Origin of the sequence: Paraburkholderia hiiakae, from assembly GCF_904848665.1 — a bacterium.
Taxonomy (GTDB): domain Bacteria; phylum Pseudomonadota; class Gammaproteobacteria; order Burkholderiales; family Burkholderiaceae; genus Paraburkholderia; species Paraburkholderia hiiakae.
The window spans coordinates 55,389-68,564 of record NZ_CAJHCQ010000033.1 but is presented as its reverse complement, the minus strand read 5'-3'; the positions used below and the strand labels follow the sequence as shown (position 1 = coordinate 68,564).

The window sequence follows — 13,176 nt, the reverse complement described above, 5'->3', positions numbered from 1 at the left end:
CGACGATGGCAGCGACCGTCTGCAGATCAACGCGCAGAACTGCGTGCACTGCAAGACGTGCGACATCAAGGACCCGACGCAGAACATCGTGTGGGTCACGCCGGAAGGTGGCGGCGGCCCGAACTATCCGAACATGTAAGTTCGGCAAACGAAAAAAGCCGCTTCAGGTGTGAGCCTGAAGCGGCTTTTTTGTTGCCCACGCAACGAGTGCGGCTCACGCCGCACCGGCAAACATCACTCGTCGCTGGACGCGATCTTCGGCGTCGTCACGACGACATCTGCATTCTGCGCGCGGTGGCGCAACGCGTGATCGATCAGCACGAGCGCGAGCATGGCCTCCGCGATCGGCGTTGCACGAATGCCCACGCACGGGTCGTGGCGGCCGAAGGTCTCGACCGTCGCGGGCTCGCCCGACTTGTCGATCGAGCGGCGCGGCGTGCGAATGCTGGAGGTCGGCTTGATGGCGATCGAGACGGTGATGTCCTGGCCCGTCGAAATGCCGCCGAGCACACCACCCGCGTGGTTACCGTGAAAGCCATTCGGCGTGAGCTCGTCGCCGTGCACCGAGCCGCGCTGCGCGACGCTCGCGAAGCCCGCGCCGATTTCCACGCCCTTCACCGCGTTGATGCCCATCATGGCGTGCGCGATGTCGGCGTCGAGCCGGTCGAACAGCGGTTCGCCCCACCCCACCGGCACGCCGCTCGCCACCACGTTCACGCGCGCACCGATCGAGTCACCGTCCTTGCGCAACGCATCCATGTAGTCCTCGAGCTGCGGCACGACGTCGGCGTTGGGCACGAAGAACGGGTTCTCGTGCACATGCTCCCAGCTCACGAACGGCACGTCGATCTCGCCGAGCGCGCGCATGTAGCCGCGCACTTCCACGCCAAAGCGCTCGCGCAGCCACTTCTTCGCTACGGCGCCCGCCGCGACCGTGGGCGCGGTGAGGCGCGCCGACGAACGGCCGCCGCCGCGATAGTCACGAATGCCGTACTTCTGCCAGTAGGTGTAGTCCGCGTGGCCGGGACGGAAGGTCTCGACGATGTTGCCGTAGTCCTTGCTGCGTTGATCGGTATTGCGGATAAGGAGCGCGATCGGCGTGCCCGTGGTGCGTCCTTCGAACACGCCCGAGAGAATCTCGACCTTGTCCTCTTCCTGGCGCTGCGTGACGTGACGCGACGTGCCGGGGCGGCGGCGGTCAAGGTCGATCTGGATGTCGGCTTCGGTGAGCGCCATGCCGGGCGGGCAGCCGTCGATGACGCAGCCAATGGCCGGACCGTGGGATTCGCCGAAGGTGGTAACGGTGAAAAGCGTACCGAGCGTGTTGCCGGACATGGCGGTCATCCAAAGTGAATCGGGTAATCCAACATTATGCCAGCCCGCGCGCGGCGACGCCCGACCGGGCGGTCGGGCGAAAGGCGGCGCAACCGGCCTCGGATGCCTCATGCGTCAGCGCCGCGCGCCGCGCAGTTCCGCCACCGCCTCCTGCAAGCGCTCGACCGTGGCGTCCGCCGCCGCAATTGGTTCTCCCACCGCGAGCGTCAAACGGCTAGTCAGACCGCGTCGAAGCGGCCGTCGTTCCTGCCCAGTTTCCGCAAAGCGCGAAAACACGCTGCCCCACAGCCCGCGCAACGCCATCGGCACGACGGGAACCGGCGTACGCCTCAAGATTTCCGCCACGCCGCGCCGGAACGGGTTCATGTCGCCTGTGCGCGTGAGTTTGCCTTCCGGAAAAATGCAGACCAGATCTCCTTCGGACAGCGCAGCCGCGCACGCGTCATAGGCCGCGGCAAGCGCGGCTGGATCCTCGTGAGCGGGCGCAATCGGAATGGCCTTGGCGTGACGAAACACCCAGCCCGCGAACGGTGAACGGAAGATCTGCTGATCCATCACGAAGCGGATCGGCCGCGGGCTCTCGGCCATGATGACGATCGCATCGACATAGCTCACGTGATTGCAGACGAGCACTGCCGCGCCCTCAGTCGGTATGCGTTCGGCGTGCACGAGCCGTACGCGATAGAAGGTATGGACGAGCACCCACGCCACGAATCGCAGCAGGAACTCGGGCACGAGCGTGTAGATATAGGCCGCCACGACGATATTGAGCAACGCCGTGGTGAGGAAGATGCCCGGAATGCCGACGCCCGCGGACGTGAGCGCCATCGCCATGAGCGCCGAGACGATCATGAAGAGCGAATTGAGGATGTTGTTCGCGGCGATGATGCGTGCGCGGTGGCTGGGCGTGCTGCGGCTCTGGATCAACGCGTAGAGCGGCACGCTGTAGAAGCCGCCAAACATGGCGAGCAGGAACAGGTCGGCGAGCACGCGCCAGTGCGCGGCGACGCGCAGGAATTCGCCCACCGAAAGCAGATGGGGGGCGGCCGGCAACGCATGGCTCGCAAAGAAGAGATCGATCCCGAACACACTCATGCCGATCGAGCCGAGGGGCACGAGGCCCACCTCGATGCGCCGCCGCGAGAGCCGCTCACAAAGCAACGACCCCAGGCCGATGCCAAGCGAAAACATCGCGAGCAGCACAGTCACGACGTCGGGATCGGCCGACATCACATCTTTGGCGAAATTGAAGAACGACGCCAGAAACGTCGCGCCGACGAACCAGAGCCACGAGATGCCGAGCAGGCTCAGAAACACGGTGCGGTTGCCGTGTGCGAGGCGCAGGTTGCGCCAGGTTTCTGAGAACGGATTCCAGTTGATGCGCAGATCCGGCTGCGATGGCTCGCACGGCGGCACGAAAGCCGAAGCCACACGCCCCACGAGCGCGATGACGATGCACATGCCGCCGAGCCACCACGCACCGAGCGGCGGCCCGACGTCGGCACGCGCAGACGCGGGATCCATCGCCCCGATACCCGCCGCCACGCCCCCGACGATCGTGCCGAGCAGAATCGCGACGAACGTGCCCATCTCGACTAGCCCGTTGCCGCCGACCAGTTCGTCGCGCGTGAGCCGCTGCGGGAGGTACGCGTACTTGACCGGCCCGAACACCGTGGAATGCACGCCCATCAGGAAAGTGCACGCATACAGCAGCGGCGCGCTGTGCATCCAGAAGCCGGCCGCGCCGATCAGCATGACCGCGATCTCGAAGGTCTTGACCCAGCGCGTGAGCATCGCTTTGTCGTACTTGTCGGCGACCTGGCCCGAGGTCGCGGAAAAGAGTACGAACGGCAAAATGAAAATCGCCGAGATGAGAAATGCGACGGTCTTCGGATCGACGCCAGAAAAGCGCGCGGCCTGATACGTGACGAGCGAGGTAAAGCCGATCTTGAACACGTTGTCGTTCATCGCCCCGAGGAATTGCGTCCAGAAAAACGGAGCGAAACGACGCTGGCGCAGCAGCGTGAATTGCGAAGCGTGGTCACCCTCATTGAGCGCTTTGCGCTCGTCGCGCTGCGCCGCGGACATCGGTCTATCGTTCATCGAGTAGAAGTCGCACTGACGGAATTCATGAGGCCCAGACGCGAAAAAGCGCGCCTGACGCGCGCTTTTTCATGCTGACCGACCAGGCGTTGGACGGGCTGCGCTCAGCGTGCCGGCTGACGCTCCTCTTCGGGCCAGTCGCGAATATAGGCCTTGAGCAGCTTGTTCTCGAAGCCCTGCGCTTCCACGACGGCCTTCGCCACGTCGTAGAACGAGATCACGCCCATGAGCGAGCGGCTTTCCATGACCGGCAGATAGCGCACGTGATGCTCGAGCATCATGCGGCGCACTTCGTCGACCTCGGTTTCCGGCGTGCAGGTGATGGGATGATCGTCCATGACCTTGCGAATCGTCGTGGTGCCAATGCTGCCGCCGTTCGTGCGCAGCGTGAGGATGATCTCGCGGAACGTGAGCATGCCGACCAGATCGCCGTACTCCATGACGACGAGCGAGCCGATATCGTGCTCGGCCATGGTGTTGACTGCCTCGTGCAGCGCAGTGTCGGGCGTGACGGTGTAGAGCGTGTTGCCCTTCACCTTGAGGATGTCGCTGACACGCATGATGTGTCTCCAGGAATGCCGCTAGTAATGGGGGAAATGCTGAAAAGATGCCTACCTGATTCGATCCTAGCGGAAAGATTGTTAAAAGGAAAGCCGCGCGGCGGGCGCTCCACGGCGCCCCGAAACATCTGCCGAAAGCCGTGACGAAAGGTTTTCCGGCGCGACTTTCGACACCCGGGACGCCCTCCATCAGGCCCGAAAAACGCCCAGCCGGGCGTCCCGCGCCTCGCCGCCGGTGTTACGATGCCCTTCACCCTCGACACCAGGCCGGTTCGCGCCGGCCGCGCCGCCACGATGTCATCGAATCCCGATAGCCGTTTCGACACGCTCGCGCTGCACGCCGGCGCGGCGCCCGACCCCGCCACTGGCGCCCGCGCGACGCCGATCTACCTCACCACCTCGTTCTCATTTCGCGACACCGACCACGCCGCCGCGCTCTTCAACATGGAGCGTGCGGGCCACGTGTACTCGCGCATCTCGAACCCGACCGTCGCCGTGTTCGAAGAGCGCGTGGCTGCGCTCGAAGGCGGCGCGGGCGCGATCGGCACCGCGAGCGGGCAGGCGGCGCTGCATCTCGCGATTGCGACGCTCATGGGCGCGGGCTCGCACATCGTCGCCTCGGCGGCGCTTTACGGCGGCTCGCACAACCTGCTGCACTACACGCTCAAGCGTTTCGGCATCGAAACGACCTTCGTGAAGCCCGGCGACCTCGACGCCTGGCGCGCGGCACTGCAGCCCAACACGCGCCTGCTGTTCGGCGAAACGCTCGGCAATCCGGGCCTCGACGTGCTCGACATCGAAGCCGTCGCGCAGATCGCGCACGCACACGGCGTGCCGCTCCTCGTCGATTCGACGTTCACCACGCCCTACCTGCTGCGCCCCTTCGAGCATGGCGCGGATCTCGTCTATCACTCGGCCACCAAGTTCCTCGGCGGCCATGGCACGACGATCGGCGGCGTGCTGGTGGATGGCGGCACGTTCGACTTCGAAGCGTCGGGCCGCTTTCCCGAACTCACCGAGCCCTATGCGGGCTTTCACGACATGGTGTTCAGCGAGGAAAGCACCGTCGCGCCCTTCCTCCTGCGCGCGCGCCGCGAGGGCCTGCGCGACTTCGGCGCGTGCCTGCATCCGCAGGCCGCGTGGCAACTGCTGCAGGGCATAGAAACGCTGCCGCTGCGCATGGAACGGCATGTGGCGAATGCGCGGCGCATCGTCGAATATCTCGCGGCGCACGAAGCGGTCGAATCGGTCGCGTGGCCCGAGCTGCCGAGCCATCCCGATTACGCGCTGGCCAGCCGGTTGCTGCCGCGTGGCGCTGGCGCCGTGTTCAGCTTCAACTTGCGCGGCGGACGTGAGGCGGGCAAGCGCTTCATCGAATCGCTCACGCTGTTCTCGCATCTGGCCAACGTCGGCGACGCGCGCTCGCTCGTGATCCACCCCGCCTCGACCACGCATTTCCGCATGGACGCCGCGGCGCTTGCCGCCGCTGGCATTGCGGAGGGCACGATCCGGCTCTCGATCGGACTCGAAGATCCCGCCGATCTGGTCGATGACCTCAAGCGCGCGCTGAAGGCGTCGCAAAAAGCGGAAACTTCGAAGGCCAAGCCCACCGGCAAGGAGGCGTCATGATCGTCGATGTCGCCGGCAAGCCGGTCTATGCCTACACGGCCTCGCGCGCCATCGACCGCACGCTGCCGTTCGCGGTGTTCGTCCACGGCGCGCAGCACGATCACAGCGTCTGGGCGCTGCAATCGCGCTATTTCGCGAACCACGGCTTCAATGTGCTGGCCGTCGATCTGCCCGGCCACCTGCGCAGCGCGGGCCCGGCGCTCACGAGCATCAGCGCGCTCGCCGATTGGCTGGCCGCGCTGCTGGATGCGGTGAACGCGCCGCAGGCGTTCGTCGCCGGCCACAGCATGGGCTCGCTCATCGCGCTCGAATTCGCGGCTCACCATCCTGAGCGCGCGCAGCGCATCGCCCTGCTCGCCACCGCGTTCCCGATGACGGTCGCGCCCACCCTGCTCGAAGCCGCGCGCGAGCGCGAACCGGAGGCAATCGCGCTCGTCAACGCGTGGTCGCACTCGACGCTCGCCGCCAAGCCGTCGAGCCCCGGGCCCGGTTTCTGGCTGCGCGGCATGAACCAGCGGCTGATGGAGCGCGTCGCCGCGCGCGGCGAGCCGCAGCTTTTCCATACCGATTTCGCGGCGTGCAACGCTTACGCGGATGGCCTCGCCAGTGCTGCGAAGGTGCGCTGCCCGGTGCGCCTGATCGTCGGCAAACGCGACGCGATGACGCCCCCGCGCGCGGCGCGCGCGCTCGCCGACGCGTTCGCGCAGGCCGGCACGCCGGTGGACACGGTCATGCTGGACGCGGGTCACGCGCTGATGGCCGAGCAGCCCGATGCGACGCTCGACGCGCTCTATGCGTTTGCAACGCAGCAAGCGTCGCGCGTGGGCAACGGCTGACGGTTGACGTCGGCCCTGGTTGCACGGTCGTTCGGAACGCCGGAAAATGCCTGAATCAACCATCCCCTGCGTGCCCACGCAGCAAGGAGGAGACGATGCAACCCACCACGCATACCGAGCATTTTTCGAACTTCGCGCAGTTCTATCCGTTCTACCTGAGCGAGCATAGCCATCCCGTTTCGCGGCGGCTGCATTTCATCGGGTCGCTTGGCGTGATTGGCTTCGTCTGCATGGCGATCGCCACCGGCAACTGGCTTTGGCTGCCGCTAGCCATCGTATGCGGCTATGGCTTCGCGTGGGTCGGACATTTCAAGTTCGAGAAGAACCGCCCGGCCACCTTCCGTCACCCCATCTACAGCTTGATGGGCGACTGGGTCATGTTCGCGGATATCTGCCGCGGCAAGATTTCTCTTTGATTCGAATCTGACGACGCGTGACGGTGCGGAGCCTCTCAGAGGCGCACCGCAGCGTCACGCCGCCGGATGCGGGAGCACCGGCGGATGCTCCTCCGTCATCGCCAGGAAACGCCGCGTTGCAATCAGCGACGCGAGTGAAATTGCGAGCTTGTCGTTGTCGAGCGCGCCCAGCAGCATGTGCGCGTCGATACTGCTCGACTTGAGTTGATACGCCAGTTCCTTGCGATCGATCGCGAAGCGGTCGAAGATGCGCGCAACCGTTATGCGCGCAGGATTGCCGATCAGCAGGAACAGCGTTTTCGCGCGTTCGTCCTGTTCGAGACGCCCCACGAGTTCATCCTCTTCAAGACCGTCGATCAGCCGTGTCACCGTGGCGAGGTCGCGCCGCAGCAACTGCGCGAGTTGCACGGTCGTGCGGCCCGGCTCGCCCGCTTCCCGCGCATCGGCCAGGCCCGCGAGCAGTTCGAGCGCGTCGAGCAGATCGCTGCCCGGAAAGCGCGGCCTGTCGAAGCGCCCTGTGCGGATTTCGGGCAACGCCGAAGTGATCATCGCGCCCACGAGTGTGATGAACCAGCTCAGGTACATCCACAGCAGGAACATCGGCGCGGCCGCGAACGCGCCATAAACCGCCGTATAGGTCGGAATGCGCCGCACGTAGTAGCCAAAGCCGCGCTTGGCCGCCTCGAACGCGATCGCCGCGGCGATGCCGCCCACCAGCGCGTCGCGCCACTGCACGCGGCAGTTCGGCAGATACACGTAGAGCATCGTAAACGCGAGCGCCGTGAGCGGTAGCGACGCGCCGATGAGCATCCAGTCGAGAATGCCCGAAACGTGCTGCTCGGTTGCGATTACAGCGGAGCGCGTGAACACGTACGAGGAGATCGACAGGCTCACGCCGATCAGGATCGGGCCGAGCGTGAGGATGGCCCAATAGACGAGCACGCGCTGCGCGAACGGCCGCGCCTTGCGCACACGCCAGATCAGGTTGAAGGCCGACTCCACGGTCATCATGGTCATGACCGACGTGACGAAGAGCACGATCATGCCCATCGTCGTGAGACCCTTGGCCTTCGAGGCGAACTGGTTCAGGTACTTGAAGATCTGGCTGTTGATCTGCGCCGGCATGAGGTGGTCGGCGAGAAAGGCCTGCAGCGAGCTCTGGAACGAAGCGAAGATCGGAAACGCGGTGAAGAGCGCGAACGCGACCGTGGCAAGCGGCACGAGCGAAAGCAGCGTGGTGAACGTGAGGCTGCCCGCGACCTGTGGAATGCGATCTTCGCGGCTGCGCCGCGCCGCGAAGCGCGCGAGCCGCTTCACGATGTCCAGATCGATCCTCACCCTCGACAGCACATCCATTGGCCCGCCTTCCTCCCCACCGTGAACACTTTGATTGCCGCGCAACGGCGGCAAACCCAACCCCTATAATATCTCGTCCACCGACGAGGCCCGATGAAACCGATTCTTGTGCTCTATTACAGTCGACATGGCGCAACCCGCGAGCTCGCGCGCGCGATTGCCCAGGGTATCGACAGTGTTCCCGGCGCCGAAGCACGCGTGCGCACGGTGCCGCCCGTCTCGACGGTCTGCGAGGCCACCGCACCCGATATCCCCTCCGACGGCCCACCCTACGTCGAACTGCGCGATCTCGAAGAATGCGCGGGTCTCGCACTCGGCTCGCCCACGCGCTTCGGCAACATGGCCGCGCCGCTCAAGTACTTCCTCGACGGCACCACACCGCAGTGGCTCTCCGGCGCGCTCGCGGGCAAGCCCGCCTGCGTGTTCACGTCGACGGGCAGCCTGCATGGCGGCCAGGAAAGCACGCTGCTCTCGATGATGTTGCCGCTGCTCCATCACGGCATGCTGCTCGTGGGCATTCCCTACACCGAAAGCGCGCTCACGACCACGCAGGGCGGCGGCACGCCCTACGGCGCATCGCATCATGCGCGCCACGACGCGCGCGGCCACGGCTTGAGCGCCGACGAGAAGACGCTCGCGAGTGGGCTGGGCGTACGGCTTGCGCGCGCGGCGCTCGCGCTCGCGACCATTGAACAAGGCCAGCGGCTATGAACGCCAGCGCGCAGGGCGTCACCGAGCCCGTCGCCCAGCGTCGCGGCGCCGCGCTCGGCGCCTTTGCGATGCTCGCCGCGCTCACGCTGCTGTGCATTGCGTGGGAATGGCGGCTCGCGCCGATACGCCCCGGCGGCAGCGCGCTCGTGCTCAAAGCGGTGCCGCTCGCCCTTGCGCTGCCTGGTGTGTTGCGACGTAGGCTTTACACGCTGCAATGGGCGGCAATGCTCGTGCTGCTCTACTTCGCGGAAGGCATCGTGCGCGGCATGACCGATCCCGCGCCCGGCAACCTGCTTGGCTGGGTGGAGGTCGCGCTTTCGCTCGGCTTCTTCGCGTGCGCGCTGGCCTATGTCGCACCGTACAAGCGTGCCGCGAAACGTGCTGCAAAGCGTGACGCAAAGTCCGCGAAACGCGAGTCGGCCTAAGCCACGCCCTCCACCGCGCACCCACGCCGCGTCCGCGTTGCCCACGCGCGCTGCGTGAAGGCTATCGCCGTGTCAAACTAGCCGTTTGAGCCTCGCGCCTTCACGATAATCGCGCCGCGCGTCAGTCCCGCGCAGCGGCACGAAACTCCGAGACACCATGACCGACTCCACCCCGACCGCCAGCCAAGCCTTTCTCGATGCCTGCGCCGCCGCCATCGGCGCGCAAAACGTGCTGACCGACGCGCATGACACCGCGCCCTACCTCGCCGACTGGCGCCGCCGCTACCAGGGCGCGGCCTTCGCTGTGCTTTGCCCGGCCAATGCGCAGGAAGTGGCCGCTGTCGTGAAGCTCGCGCACGAGCATCGCGTCGCGCTCGTGCCGCAAGGCGGCAACACGGGCCTCGCCGGCGGCGCGACGCCCGACGCGAGCGGCAACCAGGCCGTCCTGAGCCTGCGCCGCCTGAACCGCGTGCGGGAAATCGACGCGCACAACAACACGATCACCGTCGAAGCCGGCGTGATCCTCGCCGAAGTCCAGGCGCGCGCCAGGGATGCGGGCCGCCTCTTCCCGCTTTCGCTCGCGGCCGAAGGCAGCTGCACGATCGGCGGCAATCTCTCGACCAACGCTGGCGGCACCGGCGTGCTGCGCTATGGCAACACGCGCGAGCTGTGCTTAGGCCTCGAAGTCGTCACGCCGAAAGGCGAGATCTGGGACGGCCTGCGCGGACTGCGCAAGGACAACACCGGCTACGATCTGCGCGATCTCTTCATTGGCGCGGAGGGCACGCTCGGCGTCATCACCGCCGCCGTGATGAAGCTGCATCCGCTGCCGGCCGCGCGCGTCACCGCGCTCGCCGCGCTCGGCTCCGCGCATGCGGCGCTCGACTTCCTCGCGCTCGCGCAGCGCTACGCCGGGCCGCTGCTCACGGGCTTCGAGCTAATGTCGGACTTCTGCATGCAACTCGTCGGCCGTCATTTTCCGCAGCTGCGCTATCCGTTCCAGGAGCATCACGCGCAGGTCGTGCTGCTCGAACTCTCGGATAACGAAAGCGAAGCACACGCGCGGGCGCTCTTCGAGCGGCTCATGGAAGAAGCGCTCGAACAAGGTCTCGTGGAAGACGCTGTGGTCGCCGAAAGCCTCGCGCAGTCGCAGGCGTTCTGGAATATCCGCGAGCACATTCCGCTCGCGCAGGCGCAGGAAGGGTTGAACATCAAGCACGATATCGGCGTGCCGATTTCGCGTATCGGCCATTTCATCGAGGAAACCGACGCCGAGATCGCCCGCACGGTGCCCGGCGCACGCATGGTCACCTTTGGCCATCTCGGCGACGGCAATCTGCACTACAACGTGCAGGCACCCGAAGGCGGCGACCCGAAGCGCTTCCTCGCCGAAAACGAGAAGACGCTGAACCGTATCGTCTACGACAGCGTGGATCGCCATCGCGGCACGATCAGTGCGGAGCACGGCCTCGGGCAGTTGAAGATCGACGAGAACATGCACTACAAGAGCGACGTCGAACTTGCCCTGATGCGTGCGATCAAGACCGCGCTCGATCCGCTGAATCTGATGAATCCGGGGAAAGTGCTGCACTGATCGAAGGAGCCAGAACCGTGAAAAACCCGGTGAAGATCCGCGTGCTGTCCGACCTGCATCTGGAGTACGACGAGCCCTACACGATCCCGCATGCGCAGGCCGATCTCGTCGTGCTCGCGGGCGACATCCACAATCACGGGCTCGGTCTGCGTTGGGCGGCGGAGACGTTCGATCCGCAGGTGCCGGTGGTGTACGTGCCCGGCAATCACGAGTACTACGACGGCGATCTTGGCGCACTGGAAACGGCGATGCGCGACGCCGCCGCCCCACTCGACAACGTGCATTTCCTCAACGACGGCGTGTATGTCGATCCGGCGGCCCGCTTTCGCGTGCTCGGCACCACGCTGTGGGCGGACTTCGCGCTCTTTGGCGCCGCCGATGCCGCGCGCGAAGCCGCCATTGCGGCCGCGTTGCGCGTGATGCTCGACTTTCGCGGATTGATCCAGGTGTCCTGGCCGGATAGCCCGCAAGCGCTCCCCCGCGACTTCACGCCGGCCGATTCGCTCGCGCTCCATGCGCGTTCGCGCGCGTGGCTCGAAGCGGAACTGGCGAAGCCCTTCGCGGGCGAGACGATCGTCGTGACGCACCACGCGCCGCACAGGCAAAGCCTCGCAACGCGCTACGCGGAAGATCTGGTGTCGGCGGGATTCGTGAGCGATCTCGACGCGCTGGTGCGCGCGCCTGTCGCGCTATGGATACATGGCCACACGCATACGTGCTTCGACTACACGGTCAACGGCACGCGCGTGGTGTGCAATCCGCGCGGCTATCGCGACCGTCGCACGGGGCAGCCGGAGAATCCGGCATTTGCATGGGACAAGGTGGTGGAAATCTAGCGCGGCGAACGGGCGCGCTATTTCAATGCATGCGTCAATGCATGCGTGCGTCGTCGCGGCGCACGCGCAGCGTCGCGGGCTGCAGCTGCGCGCGGCGCATGCGCAGCAGATCGCGCGATGCCGCGATGCCGATCAGGCCCATCATCACGGCGATGCCGATCATCAGATGCGTATCCATGTAAGTCCCTGGTGTTGGCAAAAAGAGGGTTGCGTGAAACCGTCCCGCTACCTTACCAAGCCGCCGCGCCGCCGGGCGTAAGGAAGTGTTGCCATCTGCGCAAGCTGTAACAGGCTGTCACAGCCCGCACGTGCCTTTTGATCAGGCGCAAATCAGGCGGAAATCAGGCGCAAGCGCAGCCGCCTCACGTGCGCGCGAACCGGCGTAGCTCGTTTTGATCCCGTGCGAGCGTCGAAGGCATGCTCTCGCGCAGCAGCTCGACCCATGTGCGGATCTTCGCGTCGAGATACTGGCGCGACGGGTACACCGCAAAGACGTTCATCTCCTGCGACTTGTACTCCGGCAGGATCCACTGCAGTTCGCCGCTGCGCAGACCGCTGATCGCCGAATAGATCGGCAGCAGGCCCACGCCCATGCCCTCGCGCACGGCCACCGCCATCGCTTCCGCCACGTTCACCTGGAAGGTCGCCGCGCCGAGATCGACCGTCGCCTCGCCTTCGGGGCCCGTGAACTGCCACTGCGAGGTCGGGAACACGGGCGTCACCATCTGCAGGCAGGTGTGGTGGGCGAGATCGGCGGGCTTTTGCGGCACGCCGCGCTTCTCCAGATACGCCGGCGATGCAACCGCGATGCTGAACGCGCTCGTGAGCCGCTGCGACACGAAACCGGAATCCGGCAGATCGGTCGCGACCACGAGGGCCACGTCATAACCCTCGTCGAGCAGGTCCGGCATGCGCTGCGCGAGCGTGAGCTCCACGTGCACGTCGGGATAGCGCTGCTGATACTGCCCCACCGCCGGCACCACATAGTGCTGGCCGAAGCTCGTCATGGCGTGGACCTTGAGCTTGCCCGAGGGGCGCGCATGCGCGTCGCCGGCTTCCGCTTCAGCCTGATCGACGTAGGCCAGGATCTGCTCGCAGCGCTGCAAGTAACGCTCGCCCGCTTCGGTGAGCGCGATGCGACGCGTCGTGCGATTCAGAAGTCGCGTGCGCAGATGCGCCTCCAGATCGGACACCGCGCGCGAGGCATAAGCCGTAGTCGTGTTCAGGTATTGCGCCGCGCCCGTGAAGCTGCCCGCCTCCACCACCCGGACGAATACACGCATGTTTTGAAGCGTATCCATACCAATCCTCTATCTGACACACGAATTGTTTCATATTTCGCAAGATCGATTGTCTCACGTTTCGTAAAAATGCC

The 13,176-nt window shown here is 65.7% G+C and carries 14 protein-coding genes; 8 read left to right on the top strand and 6 right to left on the bottom strand.

All coding sequences use genetic code 11. The annotated features are described in order from the left end of the window. Positions 1-139 (top strand): 4Fe-4S dicluster domain-containing protein (locus tag JMY28_RS36730; protein WP_201700780.1); only part of this gene is annotated, 139 nt, incomplete at its 5' end. A gap of 95 nt (positions 140-234) precedes the next feature. On the opposite strand, the gene aroC is transcribed toward JMY28_RS36730, so the two are convergent. The 3 genes from aroC to JMY28_RS36715 form a co-directional block, all read right to left on the bottom strand. Then, the gene (gene aroC / locus JMY28_RS36725; RefSeq protein ID WP_201700784.1) at positions 235-1,335 is read right to left on the bottom strand and encodes a chorismate synthase; all 1,101 of its coding nucleotides are present in this window, start codon (positions 1,333-1,335) and stop codon (positions 235-237) included. Positions 1,336-1,449: 114 nt separating this feature from the next. Further along, positions 1,450-3,438 carry an MFS transporter gene (locus JMY28_RS36720; protein ID WP_201700779.1) on the bottom strand — a complete coding sequence of 663 codons (1,989 nt, stop codon included), beginning with the start codon at positions 3,436-3,438 and terminating at the stop codon, positions 1,450-1,452. A gap of 104 nt (positions 3,439-3,542) precedes the next feature. Then, complete coding sequence (locus JMY28_RS36715) at positions 3,543-3,998, bottom strand: CBS domain-containing protein (protein WP_201700778.1); 456 nt, start codon at positions 3,996-3,998, stop codon at positions 3,543-3,545. A 294-nt stretch (positions 3,999-4,292) separates the two neighbouring features. On the opposite strand from JMY28_RS36715, the gene JMY28_RS36710 reads away from it, so the two are divergent. From JMY28_RS36710 to JMY28_RS36700, 3 genes are all read left to right on the top strand, one after another. After that, complete coding sequence (locus JMY28_RS36710) at positions 4,293-5,627, top strand: O-acetylhomoserine aminocarboxypropyltransferase (RefSeq protein ID WP_201700783.1); 1,335 nt, start codon at positions 4,293-4,295, stop codon at positions 5,625-5,627. Beyond that, on the top strand, positions 5,624-6,463 hold the full coding sequence (locus JMY28_RS36705) for an alpha/beta fold hydrolase (RefSeq protein ID WP_201700777.1): 840 nt from the start codon (positions 5,624-5,626) through the stop codon (positions 6,461-6,463). Before JMY28_RS36710 ends, JMY28_RS36705 begins: the two co-directional genes overlap by 4 nt. Before the next feature lie 95 nt (positions 6,464-6,558). Beyond that, on the top strand, positions 6,559-6,879 hold the full coding sequence (locus JMY28_RS36700) for an Mpo1-like protein (RefSeq protein WP_201700776.1): 321 nt from the start codon (positions 6,559-6,561) through the stop codon (positions 6,877-6,879). 54 nt (positions 6,880-6,933) lie between these two features. Here the strand turns inward: JMY28_RS36700 and JMY28_RS36695 are convergent, their stop codons facing one another. Beyond that, positions 6,934-8,235 (bottom strand): YihY family inner membrane protein, encoded by a 1,302-nt coding sequence (locus JMY28_RS36695; RefSeq protein ID WP_201700775.1) that lies wholly within the window; start codon positions 8,233-8,235, stop codon positions 6,934-6,936. 93 nt (positions 8,236-8,328) lie between these two features. On the opposite strand from JMY28_RS36695, the gene wrbA reads away from it, so the two are divergent. From wrbA to JMY28_RS36675, 4 genes are all read left to right on the top strand, one after another. Continuing rightward, on the top strand, positions 8,329-8,946 hold the full coding sequence (gene wrbA, locus JMY28_RS36690) for an NAD(P)H:quinone oxidoreductase (protein ID WP_201700774.1): 618 nt from the start codon (positions 8,329-8,331) through the stop codon (positions 8,944-8,946). Beyond that, entirely contained in the window at positions 8,943-9,371 is a 429-nt protein-coding gene (locus JMY28_RS36685; protein WP_201700773.1) for a DUF2069 domain-containing protein, read from the top strand. The genes wrbA and JMY28_RS36685 overlap by 4 nt, the downstream gene beginning before the upstream one ends. Before the next feature lie 157 nt (positions 9,372-9,528). Then, positions 9,529-10,965 carry an FAD-binding oxidoreductase gene (locus tag JMY28_RS36680; RefSeq protein ID WP_201700772.1) on the top strand — a complete coding sequence of 479 codons (1,437 nt, stop codon included), beginning with the start codon at positions 9,529-9,531 and terminating at the stop codon, positions 10,963-10,965. A gap of 29 nt (positions 10,966-10,994) precedes the next feature. Then, a complete protein-coding gene (locus JMY28_RS36675) occupies positions 10,995-11,801 on the top strand; it encodes a metallophosphoesterase (RefSeq protein WP_201700782.1) in 807 nt (268 codons plus the stop codon). Between the two features lie 34 nt (positions 11,802-11,835). Here JMY28_RS36675 and JMY28_RS36670 read toward each other — a convergent pair whose 3' ends face one another. After that, positions 11,836-11,979 (bottom strand): hypothetical protein, encoded by a 144-nt coding sequence (locus tag JMY28_RS36670; RefSeq protein ID WP_169739136.1) that lies wholly within the window; start codon positions 11,977-11,979, stop codon positions 11,836-11,838. A 184-nt stretch (positions 11,980-12,163) separates the two neighbouring features. Then, positions 12,164-13,102 (bottom strand): LysR family transcriptional regulator, encoded by a 939-nt coding sequence (locus tag JMY28_RS36665; RefSeq protein WP_201700771.1) that lies wholly within the window; start codon positions 13,100-13,102, stop codon positions 12,164-12,166. Between the last annotated feature and the right edge of the window lie 74 nt (positions 13,103-13,176).

What these genes read in the sequence shown, in the direction of transcription:
- JMY28_RS36710 (WP_201700783.1), top strand. Translation starts at nt 4,293, where the DNA reads ATGTCATCGAATCCCGATAGCCGTTTCGACACGCTCGCGCTGCACGCC.
- JMY28_RS36685 (WP_201700773.1), top strand. Translation starts at nt 8,943, where the DNA reads ATGAACGCCAGCGCGCAGGGCGTCACCGAGCCCGTCGCCCAGCGTCGC.
- JMY28_RS36705 (WP_201700777.1), top strand. Translation starts at nt 5,624, where the DNA reads ATGATCGTCGATGTCGCCGGCAAGCCGGTCTATGCCTACACGGCCTCG.
- wrbA (WP_201700774.1), top strand. Translation starts at nt 8,329, where the DNA reads ATGAAACCGATTCTTGTGCTCTATTACAGTCGACATGGCGCAACCCGC.
- JMY28_RS36680 (WP_201700772.1), top strand. Translation starts at nt 9,529, where the DNA reads ATGACCGACTCCACCCCGACCGCCAGCCAAGCCTTTCTCGATGCCTGC.
- JMY28_RS36700 (WP_201700776.1), top strand. Translation starts at nt 6,559, where the DNA reads ATGCAACCCACCACGCATACCGAGCATTTTTCGAACTTCGCGCAGTTC.
- aroC (WP_201700784.1), bottom strand. Translation starts at nt 1,335, where the DNA reads ATGTCCGGCAACACGCTCGGTACGCTTTTCACCGTTACCACCTTCGGC.
- JMY28_RS36670 (WP_169739136.1), bottom strand. Translation starts at nt 11,979, where the DNA reads ATGGATACGCATCTGATGATCGGCATCGCCGTGATGATGGGCCTGATC.
- JMY28_RS36695 (WP_201700775.1), bottom strand. Translation starts at nt 8,235, where the DNA reads ATGGATGTGCTGTCGAGGGTGAGGATCGATCTGGACATCGTGAAGCGG.
- JMY28_RS36665 (WP_201700771.1), bottom strand. Translation starts at nt 13,102, where the DNA reads ATGGATACGCTTCAAAACATGCGTGTATTCGTCCGGGTGGTGGAGGCG.
- JMY28_RS36715 (WP_201700778.1), bottom strand. Translation starts at nt 3,998, where the DNA reads ATGCGTGTCAGCGACATCCTCAAGGTGAAGGGCAACACGCTCTACACC.
- JMY28_RS36720 (WP_201700779.1), bottom strand. Translation starts at nt 3,438, where the DNA reads ATGAACGATAGACCGATGTCCGCGGCGCAGCGCGACGAGCGCAAAGCG.